The organism is Roseovarius autotrophicus (assembly GCF_018069895.1).
GTDB classification, from domain to species: Bacteria; Pseudomonadota; Alphaproteobacteria; order Rhodobacterales; family Rhodobacteraceae; genus Roseovarius; species Roseovarius autotrophicus.
Window position 1 is genome coordinate 51,201 of the sequence record NZ_JAGQDH010000016.1, and the last position, 15,985, is coordinate 67,185.

At 65.6% G+C, this 15,985-nt stretch carries 13 protein-coding genes and 1 pseudogene; 8 read left to right on the top strand and 6 right to left on the bottom strand.

What is annotated here, in order from left to right:
* The first annotated feature begins 16 nt into the window (after positions 1 to 16).
* Together mnmC2 and KAK09_RS14315 are read left to right on the top strand one after the other, a co-directional pair.
* On the top strand, positions 17 to 694 hold the full coding sequence (mnmC2, locus tag KAK09_RS14310) for a tRNA (5-methylaminomethyl-2-thiouridine)(34)-methyltransferase MnmC2 (protein WP_210879617.1): 678 nt from the start codon (positions 17 to 19) through the stop codon (positions 692 to 694).
* Complete coding sequence (locus KAK09_RS14315; protein ID WP_210879618.1) at positions 691 to 1,557, top strand: DMT family transporter; 867 nt, start codon at positions 691 to 693, stop codon at positions 1,555 to 1,557. Before mnmC2 ends, KAK09_RS14315 begins: the two co-directional genes overlap by 4 nt.
* A 7-nt stretch (positions 1,558 to 1,564) precedes the next feature.
* On the opposite strand, the gene KAK09_RS14320 is transcribed toward KAK09_RS14315, so the two are convergent.
* A complete protein-coding gene (locus KAK09_RS14320; protein ID WP_210879619.1) occupies positions 1,565 to 3,508 on the bottom strand; it encodes a lytic transglycosylase domain-containing protein in 1,944 nt (647 codons plus the stop codon).
* Between the two features lie 131 nt (positions 3,509 to 3,639).
* On the opposite strand from KAK09_RS14320, the gene dapA reads away from it, so the two are divergent.
* Entirely contained in the window at positions 3,640 to 4,515 is an 876-nt protein-coding gene (dapA, locus tag KAK09_RS14325; protein WP_210879620.1) for a 4-hydroxy-tetrahydrodipicolinate synthase, read from the top strand.
* 56 nt (positions 4,516 to 4,571) lie between these two features.
* Here the strand turns inward: dapA and aroA are convergent, their stop codons facing one another.
* From aroA to KAK09_RS14345, 4 genes are all read right to left on the bottom strand, one after another.
* The gene (aroA, locus tag KAK09_RS14330; protein WP_210879621.1) at positions 4,572 to 5,921 is read right to left on the bottom strand and encodes a 3-phosphoshikimate 1-carboxyvinyltransferase; all 1,350 of its coding nucleotides are present in this window, start codon (positions 5,919 to 5,921) and stop codon (positions 4,572 to 4,574) included.
* Positions 5,922 to 5,996: 75 nt separating this feature from the next.
* On the bottom strand, positions 5,997 to 7,592 hold the full coding sequence (gene serA / locus KAK09_RS14335; RefSeq protein ID WP_210879622.1) for a phosphoglycerate dehydrogenase: 1,596 nt from the start codon (positions 7,590 to 7,592) through the stop codon (positions 5,997 to 5,999).
* A gap of 86 nt (positions 7,593 to 7,678) precedes the next feature.
* Complete coding sequence (locus KAK09_RS14340; RefSeq protein WP_210879623.1) at positions 7,679 to 8,833, bottom strand: phosphoserine transaminase; 1,155 nt, start codon at positions 8,831 to 8,833, stop codon at positions 7,679 to 7,681.
* 133 nt (positions 8,834 to 8,966) lie between these two features.
* The gene (locus KAK09_RS14345; RefSeq protein WP_210879624.1) at positions 8,967 to 10,271 is read right to left on the bottom strand and encodes a UDP-glucose dehydrogenase family protein; all 1,305 of its coding nucleotides are present in this window, start codon (positions 10,269 to 10,271) and stop codon (positions 8,967 to 8,969) included.
* A gap of 234 nt (positions 10,272 to 10,505) precedes the next feature.
* Between KAK09_RS14345 and KAK09_RS14350 the strand changes: the two genes are divergently transcribed.
* Genes KAK09_RS14350 through KAK09_RS14365 form a run of 4 tightly spaced genes read left to right on the top strand, consistent with a single transcriptional unit; the run spans position 10,506 to position 14,421 of the window.
* Positions 10,506 to 11,930 (top strand): circularly permuted type 2 ATP-grasp protein, encoded by a 1,425-nt coding sequence (locus tag KAK09_RS14350; RefSeq protein ID WP_210879625.1) that lies wholly within the window; start codon positions 10,506 to 10,508, stop codon positions 11,928 to 11,930.
* Positions 11,931 to 11,935: 5 nt separating this feature from the next.
* On the top strand, positions 11,936 to 12,871 hold the full coding sequence (locus tag KAK09_RS14355; protein ID WP_210879626.1) for an alpha-E domain-containing protein: 936 nt from the start codon (positions 11,936 to 11,938) through the stop codon (positions 12,869 to 12,871).
* Positions 12,872 to 12,875: 4 nt separating this feature from the next.
* On the top strand, positions 12,876 to 13,673 hold the full coding sequence (locus KAK09_RS14360; RefSeq protein ID WP_210879627.1) for a transglutaminase family protein: 798 nt from the start codon (positions 12,876 to 12,878) through the stop codon (positions 13,671 to 13,673).
* A gap of 7 nt (positions 13,674 to 13,680) precedes the next feature.
* Positions 13,681 to 14,421, top strand: a complete 741-nt coding sequence (locus KAK09_RS14365; protein ID WP_210879628.1) for a proteasome-type protease — start codon at positions 13,681 to 13,683, stop codon at positions 14,419 to 14,421.
* Between the two features lie 10 nt (positions 14,422 to 14,431).
* Here KAK09_RS14365 and KAK09_RS14370 read toward each other — a convergent pair whose 3' ends face one another.
* Entirely contained in the window at positions 14,432 to 15,670 is a 1,239-nt protein-coding gene (locus KAK09_RS14370; RefSeq protein WP_210879629.1) for an META domain-containing protein, read from the bottom strand.
* A 182-nt stretch (positions 15,671 to 15,852) separates the two neighbouring features.
* Here KAK09_RS14370 and KAK09_RS18820 point away from each other — a divergent pair.
* Positions 15,853 to 15,985 (top strand): annotated as a pseudogene (locus tag KAK09_RS18820) (ABC transporter substrate-binding protein); the annotation flags it as partial.

Genomic DNA, 15,985 nt, shown 5'->3' on the forward strand with positions numbered 1-15,985 from the left:
TCTAGCGGAGTGCACGATGCAGGACCAGCACGCCCCCCTTGTCTGGCGCGACGGCGAGGTGCCGGTGTCTGCGCGCTTTGACGATCCCTATTTCAGCCTTGAGGACGGCTTGGCGGAGACGCGGCATGTGTTTCTTGCGGGCAACGACCTGCCGGCGCGGTTCCGGGACGGGTTTCACATCGCCGAACTGGGCTTTGGCACCGGGCTGAACCTGCTGGCGACGCTTCGGGCGTGGCGGGCAGCGGGGGTGCAGGGGCGGCTTTGCTATACCAGCTTCGAGGCTTTTCCGATGGCATCGCAGGATATGCGGCGCGCGCAAGCCCGGTTTGCAGAGCTTGACGAGGTGGCGGCAGAACTAGCCCCCCATTGGCAGGGACGCGCGCAGGAAATCCACCTGCCGGACCTGCATTTCACGCTGATCGCGGGTGATGCGCGCGAGACGCTGACCCATTGGCAAGGCTTGGCCGATGCCTGGTTTCTCGATGGTTTCGCTCCGGCGAGGAACCCCGAGATGTGGCAGCCCGATCTCATGGCCGAGGTTGCGCGCCATACGGTGCCCGGTGGCACGGCGGCCACCTACACGGCGGCGGGCCATGTGCGGCGGGGCCTGACGGCGGCCGGGTTTTCTGTCAGCCGTGTCGCAGGATACGGGCGCAAGCGCCACATGACGCGCGCGATACTGGACAGGTCATGACCGATCAGAATATCCGCCTCGGCATCTGGATGATGGTGCTGACCACCTTCATCTTTGCGGTGCAGGACGGCATCTCGCGCCATCTGGCGAGCGAGTACAATGTCTTCATGGTGGTGATGATCCGGTTCTGGTTTTTCGCCGCCTTCGTCATGGCGGTGGCCGCGCGCAAGCCGGGCGGCCTGCGCGCCGCCGCCGCGACCTCGCAGCCGCTGGTGCAGGGGTTTCGCGCCGCGCTTCTGGTGGCCCAGATCTGCGTGATGATCACCGCCTTCACCGTTCTGGGGCTGATCGAGAGCCACGCGGTCTTTGCCTGCTATCCGCTGCTGGTTGCCGCGCTGTCGGGGCCGGTGCTGGGCGAGCGGGTGGGCTGGCGCAGGCGGGTGGCGATCGCGGTGGGGTTTGTCGGCGTGCTCATCATCCTCGAACCGGGTTTTGGCGTGTTCCAGCCTGCGGCCATCATTCCCTTTGTCGCGGCGCTGATGTTCGCGCTTTACGGCTTGCTTACGCGCTATGTCGCGCGACGCGACACGGCCGCCACCTCGTTCTTCTGGACGGGCACGGTGGGGGCGCTGGCCATGACCACCGTCGGCGCGTGGTTCTGGGAACCGATGAGCGGTGGCGACTGGATCTGGATGGGCGCGCTTTGCATCACGGGAGCGGCCGGGCATTTCACGCTGATCAAGTCCTACGAGGTGGCCGAGGCAAGCGCCGTGCAACCCTTTGCCTATCTGCAACTGGCCTTTGCCAGCGCCATCGGCATCCTTGTTTTCTCGGAGACGATCCGCCCCAACGTCGCGCTCGGAGTGGCGTTGATCGTGGGGGCGGGGCTGTTCACGCTATGGCGACAGAGGCAGGCGGTCTGAGGCCGGATCAGTCGGTCGCGCGCCGGAGCCCGTCGCCGCCCAATTCCTCCGAGAAGGGGCGCGGCTGCGCCCTCTGTCCAAGCCGCGCGCGATAGGCGGGCAGGCTTTCGGTCACGCGCATCACATAGTTGCGGGTCTCGCGGAAGGGGATGTGTTCGATCCAGTCGATCACGCCATGGACATCGCGGGTGCGCGGGTCGCCGATCTCTTGCTGCCATTGCGTCACGCGCCCCGGCCCGGCATTGTATGCCGCCGCGATCAGCACCGGGTTGCCACCGAACCGCGCCGCAAGCTGCGCAAGATAGGCGCTGCCAAGCCGGGCGTTATAGGCCCAGTCGTTGATCAGCCGCCCCTCGTCATGGTCTTCGCCCAGACGGCCTGCCACCTCGCGCGCGGTGGCGGGCATGACCTGCATCAGTCCGCGCGCGCCCGCAGCGCTGACAACCACCGGGTTGAATTCGCTTTCGCGCCGCGCGATGGCCAGCGACCATTCCATCGGCACGGGCAGGTCCATCTGCGTCATAGGGTGCAGCGGATAATAGGGTGCCTCGATGACGATGCCGCGTTCCGCCGCCGCCTTGCCCAGCATCACTTGAAGATGGGGCTGGTCCAACTCCGCCAGCATCGCGCCCATCTGGCCGATGCCCGGTCGATCCTGGCTGTCGGCCAGATGCAGGAAGAACCGCCGCGCCTGTCCGAGATTGCCCATGCGCAGGCTGAGGGTGGCGATCTCGTGCAGGTCGGTGCGGGCGAAATCCGCCGCACGCCAGTCGGCAAACACCTCCTCGCCGGCAAGGCGAGCCGTCACCTCCACCCCTGCCTTTTCCGCCGCAAGCAGCCCGTAAAAGCTGGTGGCGTGCGCGGCCCCCTCGGCATAGGCAAGCTGTGCCGCCTCGGTGTCGCCCGCCGCTTCGAGCGCGCGCCCAAGCCAGTAACCCGCGCGACCGAGCGAAATCGGGGTGGAAACGGCGGTGCGCAGCCGTTGGAAATGGTCAAGCGCAAGTTCCGGGTCATCAAGATAGCGCAGCGCAACATAACCCGCGAGCCATTCGAGATCGGCGTAATTCGCCCCTTCGGCAAGCTGGTGCAGCGCCGCCAGTTCATAGGCCGGCACCGCCTCGCCCGCGCGCATCTTCTGCCGCGCCAGCGCGCGCCGCCAGCTTGCCCAGCGTTCCGGCTCTCCCAACCCGCCCGCAATCCGGCTCTGGCGCAACAGAACGGCGATGGCGTCCTCGGCAGAGCCATTGAGATGGTGGGTGAAGGTCTCGAAGGCGATGCCGGGATCAAGGCGCAGCGCCTCGGGCACCGCGCCCGGCCCCTCGCGCGCAATGCGCAGGCGCGTTTCCGCGCGCGCCCGCGCCGCGTCGCTGACCAGCGGCAGCATGTCGGCCACGTCAGCAAGGCCGCGCCAGAGCACCATGTCCAGCCGTGCCTCGTGATGGGGGGCCAGAAGCGGCGCGAATTCCAGCATGAAATCTTCATGCTCGGCGCGGGTCAGATCAAGTGTGCGCCACGCGAGCACCAGCCCCGCCTCGGCCTCGCCCGGGCGCCCCCGTGCCAGCAGCGCGCGCGCGAGGTTGAGCGCGCCGGTGCCGGTCTGCGGCGTGTGGCCGTCGTAAAAGGCCAGCACCTGATCGAAGCTGCCATGGGTCATCGCCACCTCGCTCTGGCGGCGCAGATGGTCGAGGCCAGGCCAATGGGCGTTGCGGCCCAGAAAGTCGAGGATCTCTCCGGGTTCGCCCAGCCCCGCGCGCAGCCGGTGCCAGTCGATCAGATCGGCCGCCGCAGCGCCATCGCGGGCCGCGAGCATGCGCGCCACCTCCCATCGCCCGCCCTGCATCGCGGCAAGCGCACTGGCCAGCGGGCGCGGCGCCACCCGTGGCAGATCGGTGGCGTGAACCGCAACGGGTGGCGCCACAATCATCAAAACCAGCCCCAGAACTCGCAACATCTCTTGCCTTTTTCGCCGTGAATGAGGATAGACAGCCCCAGCCTAAGCGGCCCCGCGTCCATGGTCCACTCACGATCATTGGCTCGGCCATATCTTGCGACCAGCAATCTTGCGATCAGAAGGAGCGTGTCATGTTCAGAGGATCCTTTCCTGCCCTCGTCACGCCGTTCAAGAACGGCGAAGTCGATTTCGACACGCTCAAGAATCTCGTGGAGTGGCATGTCGGCGAGGGCAGTCACGGGCTTGTGCCCGTAGGCACCACCGGTGAAAGCCCGACGCTGACCCATGACGAGCACGAGCGCGTCATCGAAGAGGTGGTGCGCGCCGTCGCCGGGCGTATTCCGGTGATCGCGGGCGCGGGCTCGAACAACACGCTCGAGGCGATCCGCTTCATGCGTCATGCCGAGAAGGTGGGCGCCGACGCCGCCCTTGTGGTCACGCCCTATTACAACAAGCCGACGCAGGCGGGCATGATTGCGCATTTCACCGCGCTGCACGACTGCTGCGACTTGCCGATCATCATCTACAACATTCCGGGTCGGTCCGCTGTGGACATGACGCCCGAGACCATGGGCCGTCTTGCGCAACTGCCCCGCATCGTGGGCGTCAAGGACGCGACCGGCGATCTTGCCCGCGTTTGCGCGCAGCGCATCACCTGCGGCAAGGAGTTCCTCCAGATCTCTGGCGAGGATGCCACCGCGCATGGCTTCAACGCCCAGGGCGGGCAGGGCGTGATTTCCGTCACCGCCAATGTCGCGCCGAAACTTGTGGCGCAGGTGCAGGAGGCGACGCTTGCGGGCGATTACGCCACCGCGCTCGCGCTTCAGGACCGGCTCATGCCGCTGCATCGCGCGATCTTTGTCGAGCCGGGGCTGGTGGGCGTCAAATATGCCATGTCGCGGCTCGGCCTGTGCAGCGAGGAGGTGCGCCTGCCGCTCGTGGGCCTGAGCGATCCGGCCAAGGCGCTGGTCGAGGACGGGCTGCGTCACGCGGGCCTGATCAACTGAGGCCGCGCCGCTTCACTGTTCTGCAAATACTCCCGCCGGAGGCAGCCGCGTTTGCCTCAGGTGCCCCGCCGGATATCCGCCCCAAGCGCGGCCATGAGCGGCTCGAAGATCGGAAATGACGTGGCGATGGGGCTGGCGTCATCGACGCTCACGGGGTTTTCCGTGGCCATCCCCATCACCAGAAACGACATGGCGATGCGGTGATCAAGGTGGCTCTCGCAGGTCTGCCCGCCCGTCACAGTCCCATGCCCCCGGCCATGCACGATCCACCAGTCCGGCCCATCCTCGACCTCGACACCGCCCGCGCGCAGCCCCGTGGCCATCGCCTCGATCCGGTCGCTTTCCTTGACGCGCAATTCCTTGACGCCGCGCATCACGGTCTGCCCCGTGGCAAAGGCGGCCACCACCGAGAGGACGGGATATTCGTCGATCATGCTTGCGGCGCGCTCGGGCGGCACCTCGATGCCGCGCAGGTCGGGCGAGAAGCGCGCGCGCAGATCGGCCACCGGCTCGCCGCCCTCCTCGTGCAGGTTCTCGTAAGAGAGGTCCGCGCCCATCTCGCGCAGCGTGGTGAACAGCCCGGCGCGCGTCGGGTTCAGCCCGATATTGGGCACAAGCACGTCCGAGCCGGGCACGATGAGCGCCGCGCAGACCGGAAAGGCCGCCGAAGAGGGATCGCGCGGCACGGCGATGGTTTGCGGGCGCAACTCCGGCTGGCCGGTCAGGGTGATGACGCGGCCCTCCTCGGTCACTTCGGTGGTGATCTCGGCGCCGAAGCCCGCCAGCATCCGCTCGGTATGGTCGCGCGTCGCCTCGCGCTCGATCACCACGGTTTGCCCCGGCGCGTTCAGCCCGGCAAGCAGCACCGCCGATTTCACCTGCGCCGAGGGCACCGGCACGGTATAGCGCACCGGCACTGGCTGTTCCGCGCCCACGATGGTCATCGGCAGCCGCCCGCCCGCGCGCCCCACCGCCCGCGCCCCGAACAGTGTCAGCGGATCGGTGACGCGCGCCATCGGGCGCTTGTTCAGGCTGGCGTCGCCGGTGAAGGTGGCGGTGATGGGCGAGGTTGCCATCGCCCCCATGATGAGCCGCACGCCGGTGCCGGAATTGCCGCAATCGATCACCTGATCCGGCTCGGCAAAGCCGCCCACGCCCACGCCCTGCACGCGCCATGTGCCATCTTCGTCGCGCGTGACCCCGGCCCCGAAAGCGCGCATCGCGCGGGCCGTGTCAAGCACGTCCTGCCCTTCCAGAAGCCCGGTGATCACCGTCTCGCCCACCGAGAGCGCGCCGAGAATCAGCGCCCGGTGCGAGATCGACTTGTCGCCCGGCACCTCGGCCGTGCCGGAGAGCGGCGATGCGCGGTGCGCGGTCATGGGGATGGGGGTGCCGTGGCCGGACATGGGTGCTCCTGCATACGAAATCGCCTGCCTGATAGCTCAGGCAGGCGATCCCGTCCATGGGGCAAAGCCGGGGCTTCAGGCGACGTCGAATTCCAGCGTGCGGATCTGCTGGAACTTGCCGGTGGCCTCGAGCGCCTTGATGGCCTTGGCGGGCACCGGCTCGTCCACATAAAGCAGCGCGATCGCCTCGCCGCGCGCCTCGGCGCGGCCAAGGGTGAAGTTGGCGATGTTGACGCCGTTTTCGCCCATGGTCTGCCCCAGCGTGCCGATGATGCCGGGCACGTCCTCGTTGGTGGTATAGACCATGTGCCGCCCGATTTCGGCGTCGATATTGATCCCCTTGATCTGGATGAAGCGCGGCTTGCCGTCCGAGAAGACCGTGCCGCCGATGGAGCGCTCGCGCAGTTCGGTTACGACGGTGATCTTGATATAGCCCTCGAAAGCGCCGGATTTGTCCTGCTTGGTGGTCGAGATCTTGACGCCGCGTTCCTTGGCGACGATCGGGGCCGAAACCATGTTCACCTCGGGGTTCACCGATTTCATGATCCCCGCCATGGCCGCAGAGGTCAGCGCGCCGAGATTCATCTCGGAGGCCACCCCGTCATAGAGGATGTTGACGGCCTTGATCGGTTCGTCGGTCATCTGACCCACAAAATTGCCCAGATGCCCGGCAAGGCTGATCCACGGCCCCATGACCTTGGCCTCTTCCGCCGTCACCGAGGGCATGTTGAGCGCATTGCTCACGGCGCCGGTCAGCAGGTAATCCGACATCTGCTCGGCCACCTGCAGGGCCACGTTTTCCTGTGCCTCGGTGGTGGCCGCCCCCAGATGCGGGGTGCAGACCACGTTCGGCAGGCCGAAAAGCGGGTTCTCGGTGGCGGGTTCCTCGGCGAATACGTCAAAGGCCGCGCCGGCCACATGGCCGGATTTCAAGAGATCGGCCAGCGCCGCCTCGTCCACCAGCCCGCCGCGCGCGCAGTTGATGATGCGCACGCCCTTCTTTGTCTTTTCCAGCGCCTCGCGGCTGAGCATGTTGCGGGTCTGATCGGTCAGCGGCACGTGCAGGGTGATGAAATCGGCCCGCTTGAGCAGATCGTCAAGCTCGACCTTCTCGACCTGCATCTGATCGGCCTTTTCCTGACCGAGGAAGGGATCATAGGCGATGACCTTCATCTTGAGCCCGCGCGCGCGGTCGCAGACGATGCCGCCGATATTGCCCGCGCCGATCACGCCAAGCGTCTTGGCGGTCAGCTCCACCCCCATGAAGCGGGATTTTTCCCATTTGCCGGCATGGGTCGAGGCGCTTGCCTCGGGGATCTGCCGCGCCACGGCGAACATCATCGCGATGGCGTGTTCGGCGGTGGTGATCATGTTGCCGAAGGGCGTGTTCATCACGATCACGCCTTTTCTGGAGGCGGCGTCCTTGTCGATATTGTCGGTGCCGATACCCGCCCGCGCGATCACCTTGAGATTGGTGGCGTTGGCGAGGATCTTTTCCGTCACCTTGGTGGCGGAGCGGATGGCGAGACCGTCATAAGCGCCGATCACCTCGGCCAGCCTGTCCTTGTCCTTGCCAAGGTCAGGTTGGAAATCGACGTCGATGCCGCGATCGCGGAAGATCTGCACGGCGGTCTCAGACAGTTTGTCGGATACGAGAACCCTGGGAGCCATGTGTGTGGTCCTTTTGTGAAACGATTTGAGGGAGGGTCCGGAGTCCTGCGAAGACCCCGGACCGATTTCCTTTCAGGAAACCGGGATCAGGCGGCCTGCGACTGCGCCGCGATCTCGGCGTCAAATGCCCATTCGATCCAGGGCAGCAGGGCGGCCACGTCCGCCGTCTCGACCGTGCCGCCACACCAGATCCGCAGACCCGCAGGCGCATCGCGATAGGCGCCGATATCGAGCGCGACGCCCTCGGATTCGAGCCGCTTGGCGACCGCCTTGGCGAAAGCCGCGCCGTCCGTGATGCGCGCATCGTCGAAGCGCAGGCAAACGGAGGTGTTGGAGCGGATCGCCGGATCGGTGGCGAGGAAGGCAAGCCAGTCACGCGCGGCCACGAATTCCGCCACCGCAGCAAGGTTCGCATCCGCCCGCGCCTTGAGGCCCGCGAGGCCCCCGACCGAGCGCGCCCAGTCGAGCGCGGCAAGGTAATCCTCGACCGCCAGCATCGAGGGCGTGTTGATCGTCTCGCCTGCGAAAATGCCCTCGATCAGTTTGCCGCCCTTGGTCAGGCGGAAGATCTTGGGCATGGGCCAGGGTGGCGTGTAGCTTTCGAGCCGCGCGACCGCGCGCGGGCTGAGCACGAGCATCCCGTGCGCCGCCTCTCCGCCCAGCACCTTCTGCCAGGAGAAGGTGGTCACGTCGAGCTTGTCCCAAGGCAGGTCCTGCGCGAAGGCGGCAGAGGTGGCGTCGCAGATCGTCAGCCCGGCGCGATCCGCGCGGATCCAGTCGCCATCGGGCACGCGCACGCCCGAGGTGGTGCCGTTCCAGGTAAAGACCACGTCATGATCGGTATCGACCGAGGCCAGATCGACGATCTCGCCATACTCGGCGGTTTTCACCACGGCGTCGAGCTTCAGCTGCTTGACCACATCCGTGACCCAGCCCGCGCCGAAGCTTTCCCAGGCCAGCATTTCCACGGGCCGCGCCCCCAGAAGCGACCACATCGCCATTTCCACAGCGCCCGTGTCCGAGGCGGGCACGATGCCGATGCGGTAATCCTCGGGGATGCCGAGAATGTCGCGCGTGCCCTCGATGGCCGCCTTGAGCCGCGCCTTGCCGATAGCGGCACGGTGCGAGCGCCCGAGCGGAGCACCGGCAAGCAGATCAAGCGTGTATCCGGGGAATTTGGCGCATGGGCCAGAGGAAAAACGCGGATTTTCCGGCCGCGTGCCGGGCTTTGCAATAGCCATTTAGCTACCCTTCCAGATAAGCGCCCCTCGTTGGGGAGAGGTGTCCCATCGGCGGCGTTAAGGGAGCGCGGGTTGAAAGGCAACAGAAAATCGATGCCGTCCCTGCGGCAAGTTGCGCCAGTGCGTGGGCGTCTCAGCGTCCGACCCCGGTATAGGCGTCGAAGCCCGCGCGCCTTGCGTCCTTCTCGGAATAGATGTTGCGAAGGTCGGCGAGGCGCGGATGCGCCATCCGACTGGCGAGACGCTGGAGATCAAGCGCGCGAAACTCGTTCCATTCGGTGAGAATCACCAGAAGATCGGCGTCCTGCGCTGCCAGGTAGGGGTCGTTGCACCAGGTTACGCCAGGCAGAAGCCCCTCGCCTTCGCGGCGGCCCTGCGGATCGACGACGCGCACGCGGGCACCGCCGCCAACCATCGCCGGAATGATCGTCAGCGACGGGGCCTCGCGCATGTCGTCGGTATTGGGTTTGAAGGTCACGCCCAGAACGGCGACGGTCTTGCCGTTGAAGCTGTCATCGCAGAGATCGCGGAGTTTCTCGATCATGCGCGCCTTGACGCCTTCGTTCACGCGGATCACCGTCTCGACGATGCTTTGTGGCACGGCATGGTCCTGCCCGATGCGCGCCAGGGCCGAAGTGTCCTTTGGAAAGCACGAGCCGCCATAGCCTGGACCGGCATGCAGAAACTTGTTGCCGATGCGCCCGTCAAGGCCGATGCCGCGTGCCACTTCCTTGACATCCGCGCCCACGCGCTCGCACAGCGCGGCGATCTCGTTGATAAAGCTGATCTTGGTGGCGAGAAAGGCGTTGGCTGCGTATTTGATCATCTCGGCGCTTTCCAGATCGGTGGTCAGGATCGGGAAATCGCGCAGATAGAGCGGGCGGTAGATATCGGCCATGACCTCGGCGGCGCGCTGTGACTGAACGCCCACCACCACGCGATCGGGCTTCATGAAATCCTCGATCGCCGCGCCCTCGCGCAGGAATTCCGGGTTCGAGGCAACGTCGAACCGGGCCTCGGGATTGGCGGTGGCCACCACCTGCCTGACCTTGCGGTTGGTGCCTACGGGCACGGTGGATTTGGTTACGATCACCGCATAGCCCGTCAGCGCCTGCGCCACCTCTTCGGCGGCGGCCATGACATAGGTCAGGTCGGCGTGCCCGTCACCGCGTCGCGTCGGCGTGCCGACGGCAATGAACACCGCCTCTGCGCCATCGACGGCACGGGCAAGATCGGTGGTAAAGCGCAGCCGTCCCGCATCGACATTCCTTGCCATGAGTGAATCGAGACCGGGTTCGAAGATCGGCACCTCGCCGCGTTCCAGCATGGCGATCTTTTCCGGCAGCTTGTCAACGCAGACCACGTCATGCCCGAAATCGGAAAAACACACCCCCGAGACCAGGCCCACATAGCCCGTGCCGATCATCGCAATCTTCATCGTCTGTCACCCTCTACGGTTTTCGCCCGCGTAGCGCATCGCCTGATGCGGGTAAACGGTTTTCAGCCGCGATGTCCCGACACGCCTGTTTCAAAAATGCCTATGAAAATGTCAGAAATTGCGTTTATGCTTGAAAATAAGGCGCGGATCTTTCAGACCATGGTCACGCGCCGCCCCGGACTGGAGCCGCGATCGCGTATCGCGTTTCCTGACGAAAGCAGAGCAGGAGGGGCGATGAGCGGATCGGACGTCTTTGACGAGATGTGGGGCAGCGACACAAGGCTGCGTGAGCCCTATCGCGATTTTCATGACTGGTTCGACCAGGAGGATCCCAGGCGCCTGCGTGCCAAGCAGCGCGAGGCAGAGGAGCTTTTCCGCCTCACCGGCATCACCTTCAACGTCTATGGCAAGGCCGAGGCCGAAGAACGGCTGATCCCCTTCGACATCATCCCGCGCATCATCTCGGGGCCGGAATGGGCGCGGCTGTCGCGCGGGATCGAACAGCGCGTGCGCGCGATCAACGCCTTTCTGCACGACATCTACCACAAGCAGGAGATCGTGAAGGCGGGCCGTATCCCCGAAGAGATGATCCGCCGCAACGATGCCTTTCTGCCGCACATGATCGGGGTGACGCCACCGGGCGGCGTCTATACCCATATCGTCGGCGTCGATCTGGTGCGCACCGGGCCGGGCGAGTTCTTCGTGCTTGAGGACAATGCCCGCACACCCTCGGGCGTCAGCTACATGCTGGAAAACCGCGAGACCATGCTGCGCATGTTTCCGGAACTGTTCTCGCAGAACCGGGTGCGACCGGTGCAGACCTATCCGTTCGACCTGCGCCGTTCTCTGGCGGCCTGCGCGCCGGGCTGTGCGGCAAGCGATCCGGTGGTGGCGGTGCTGACGCCGGGGATCTACAACTCGGCCTATTTCGAGCATGCGTTCCTTGCCGATCAGATGGGGGTGGAACTGGTCGAGGGGCACGATCTGCGGGTGGTGGATGGCCGCGTCGCCATGCGCACGACCAAGGGCTACAAGCCCATCGACGTGCTCTATCGCCGGGTGGATGACGAGTTTCTCGACCCGCTCAACTTCAACCCCGACAGCACGCTTGGCGTGCCGGGCATCATGGATGTCTATCGCGCGGGTGGCATCACCATCGCCAACGCGCCGGGCACGGGCATCGCCGATGACAAGGCGATCTACAGCTACATGCCCGAGATCGTGGAATTCTACACCGGCGAGCGCCCGATCCTGCAAAACGTGCAGACCTGGCGCTGTTCGGAACCCGATGCACTTGGCTATGTGCTCGACAACCTTCATGAGTTGGTCGTGAAGGAGGTGCACGGCTCTGGCGGTTACGGCATGTTGATCGGCCCAACGGCGAGCAGGAAGGAGATCGCCGCGTTTCGCCGCAAGCTCAAGGCGCGGCCCGGCAATTACATTGCCCAACCCACGCTCAGCCTCTCGACGGTGCCGATCTTCTCGCGAGCGGGACTGGCGCCGCGCCATGTGGACCTGCGGCCTTTCGTGCTGGTCAGTCCTGGCAATATCAACGTCACGCCCGGCGGCCTTACGCGGGTGGCGCTCAAGAAGGGCTCGCTTGTGGTCAACTCGTCGCAGGGCGGGGGCACCAAGGACACCTGGGTGCTGGAGGATTGAGCGCGATGCTGGGAAAAACCGCCAATGGCCTGTTCTGGATGTCGCGCTATCTGGAGCGGGCCGAGAATACCGCCCGCCTGATCGAGACCGGGCAGCGCATCGCGCTGACGCGGCTTGGCGACGATGCCCGCGAATGGGCCTCGATCCTGCAAAGCGCCGGGTCATACCCGGCCTTCATGGATGCCCATGAGGAGGTGACCAAGGAGGCCGCGATCAACTGGATGCTGCGCGACCGCGACAACCCGGCCTCGATCCGCACCTGCATCGAGGCCGCGCGCCAGAACGCGCGCCTGGTGCGCACGGCCATCACCGGAGAGTCCTGGGAGGCGATCAACGCCGCCTATATGAGCGCAGATGCCAGTCTTGCCCGCAAGGTGACCGAGCGCGACCTGAGCGAGGTGCTGCAACGGATGCGGCAGGGCACGGCGCTGGTGCGCGGCATGATCCTTGGCACGATGATGCGCAACGAGATCTTCGATTTCCTGCGGATCGGCACCTTTCTGGAGCGCGCCGATTACACCGCCCGGATCATCGACGTGAAATATTACGTGCTGCTGCCCTCGATCAACGCGGTCGGCTCGATGATCGACAATGTGCATTGGGAAAGCATCCTGCGCGCGGTCTCGGGGCGGGGCGGTTTCCGCATGGAATATGGTGCGGGGGGTGGGCCGCGCGAGATCGTGCATTTCCTTGTGCTCGACAAGCGGATGCCGCGCAGTCTGGCGTTCTGCGTGTCCAAGATCGAGGACAACCTGCGCTATCTCGACCCCGAAGGGCACAGCCCCTCGCTCCGGATGGTGCGCGATCTCAAGACGCGGTATCTGGCGCACGATGTTTCGGCCATCTTCGATTATGGCCTGCACGAATTCATCCAGAGCGTGCTTTCGGCGCTGGGCGATGTCGCCGCGCAGATAGAGCGCGATTTCCGTTTTTATGAGTGATCCCATGCAGCTTGAGATACACCACATCACGCGCTACCGCTTTGCCGCCCCGGTGACATTCGCCCTGCAACAGGTGCGCAAGACCCCCAAGAGCACGCCGCACCAGAGCGTGCTTTACTGGGCCACCGAGGTGACGGGCGGCACCAAGCAACTCATGTTCGAGGATCACCACCACAACGTGGTGGAACTCATCAGCTTGGACCGCGACACCACCGAGATTTCCGTCGTCTCGCACGGGCGCGTGGCGCTGGAGGATAACCACGGCATCGTCGGGCGCCATCGTGGCCCGGCGCCGCTCTGGCTCTATCGCACCAATACGCCGCGCACGCAGCCTGGCGCGGGTGTGCGCGATCTGGTGCGCGATGTGCAGGGCGAGACCACGATTGACTGGCTGCACGCGCTCTCGTTCCATATCCGCGCGACCATCGCCTATGAGGTTGGGTCGTCGCATCCCGCCTGGGGTGCGGAAGAAGCGATCGCCGCAGGGCGCGGCGTCTGTCAGGATCACGCCCATGTCTTCATCGCCTGCGCGCGGCACATGGGAATCCCGGCGCGCTATGTCTCGGGCTATCTCATGCTCGACGATCGCACCAGCCAGGACGCCATGCACGCCTGGGTCGAAGCCCATGTCGAGGGGCTGGGCTGGGTCGGCTATGACGTCTCGAACGGGATCTCGCCCGACACCCGCTATGTGCGCGTCGCGACAGGGCTGGACTATGCCGACGCTGCTCCGGTATCCGGTATGCGGATCGGGGGCGCCGCCGAGGTGCTCGACGTCCGGATCGACGTTTCGCAGCAGTGAGGGCCAGATGACCTATTGCGTTGGCATGATGCTCCGGCGCGGGCTCGTGTTCATGTCCGACACCCGGACGAATGCCGGGTTGGACAATATCTCGACCTTCAAGAAGATGACGACATGGGCGGCGCAGGGCGACCGGGTGATCACGCTTTTGTCCTCGGGCAACCTGGCCACCACGCAGGCGGTGGTGAGCCTTCTGGACGAGCGCACCAAGGCCCATGACGATCGCGTGTCCACGCTCCTTGGCGTGCCGTCGATGTTTCAGGCCGCGCGGCTGGTGGCCGACACGCTGCGCGAGGTCATCGCAACCCATCGCCAGGCCGGGCAGGAGGCTGACAGCGCCTTTCGCGCCACGCTCATCCTTGGCGGGCAGATTGCGGGTGGCGCGCCGCGTCTGTTTCTGATCTACCCCGAAGGCAATTTCATCGAGGCCAGCGCCGACACGCCGTTCTTCCAGATCGGCGAGACGAAATACGGCCGTCCCATCCTTGTGCGCGCCTATGACCGGGACATGAGTTTTGCCTCGGCGATGAAACTCCTGCTTGTCAGCTTTGATTCGACGCTGAAGGCGAATCTTACCGTCGGCGCACCGTTCGACTATCATTTCTACGAGGCGGATACGCTCTGCGCCGGGCCGCAGGGCCGGATCGAACTGGACGATCCCTATTTCCGCGATATCGCGGATCGCTGGGGCGAGGCGCTGAAGGAGGCGCTGGACGGGCTGCCTGATTTCGACCTGCCGCCCGTCTGAGTCGCGCGCGTCAGCGCGCCGCCTCGATCAGCACCTCGTCGCGCGGTCCGCCAATGAGCAGGAGCGATCCGTCCTCGCCGATATCGAACCGGCTAATCTGTTCGAGCGCGTCCAGCATCCGCCGTTCCTGATCCATCAGGACGTCGGTGCAGGCCATCATCGTTGATCCAAGGGCCCCGAACGCAAGCCCCTCGCCGGTCAGTGTGAAGCCGCCAACGAATCGGTTGCAGCCAGTGCTTCCGGCTACGCGCGCGGGGGTGAGAAAGGTGATCGCCACGCGCTCGGGGTCGTGCGGGGCCTCGCCGTCAAGGCGCGTGACCTGCCATGTCTCGCCGTTCAGAAGATCGAGAGGGTCGCCGCCGCAGCCGTCAAGCCGCCGGTCGTCCAGCACAAGCGTCGCCCGGTCGGGATAGGGCATGCCCGTTGCCGCATCGCGGCACAGACCTTCCTCGATGCGCAGGCTTGCCCCGGCCTCGGGCATGTCGAACCGATAGGTGCCGGGCAGGATGCCGACCGTCGGGCGCGCCGCCTTGCGGGTCAGGGCGCCGTAATCGGCAACAATCGCGACGCTGTCCTCGCCCAGATCCACATGCCAGCCCGGCTCGATCCCGCGCGCGCGGTAGGGGCGGCGTTCCGGGGGCAGCACCTCGCGACAGGATTCCAGGTCGATCCCGTCAAGCTGGATCGAGATCTCGTCGCCCCGGGACCAGACCACTGTGGCGGGGTCGTTCACCCCCTCGTAGCGTGCGCCCGAGGCTGAAACCGTCTCGCGCAGGGCAATGTCGCGGCCATTGGCGCGCAGGGCCATCTCTTCGCCGAGAACACCGATTTCGACCTGCTGATCCTCGCAGCGGATCACGGTTGAAAAGGCCAGCGGCGTCACCGGCTCGACCCGGATATCGCCCAGATCGACCGCGTCGGACCCGGCGTTGATGGCAATGTCCCGAGCGATCCAGCGAGGCGCGTTGCCAAGCCGGATCACGGCAGAGAGATCGCCGCGCAACTCGGACGGGATCGTGAGCGTGAACGCCAGGGGCACCTGCTGTCCACCGGCCTTGATCTGTGTCTCTCCGAGAATGACGCCAAAGCGCCCCTCGACGACCACATGCAGGTTGGCCTCGGGTGGCAGGGCAATCCGCTGGAGGTATTCCACCGCGCCGCGCACTTTGCGCAGATCTGGCTCTTGCGCGTCGCCGTGCTGCGCGCTCAGGGCTACGATGAGGCCGGACAGTGCAAGAGCTCTGGACATCAGGGTTTCCTTTGCGAAGCCGCGTTTGCGGCAACCCTACCCTCAACGACCTCTGCGGGGCAATCCCGGCCAGTCCCCCCGTCCCGGCGCCATGCCGGGACCGACCGGTGATTTTGCTTGCCTTCGCTGGCGCAACAGGCGACGCAAAGGGTTGGGGTAACCGCATTCAGGGAGAAGAACCGATGACGAAACTGATGATGGGCGTTGCGGCGCTCGCGCTGGCAGCGACCGGCGCAATGGCCGAGGTGAAGGTGGGCATGATCACCACGCTTTCCGGCGGCGGCGCGGGGCTGGGGATCGACGTGCGCGACGGGT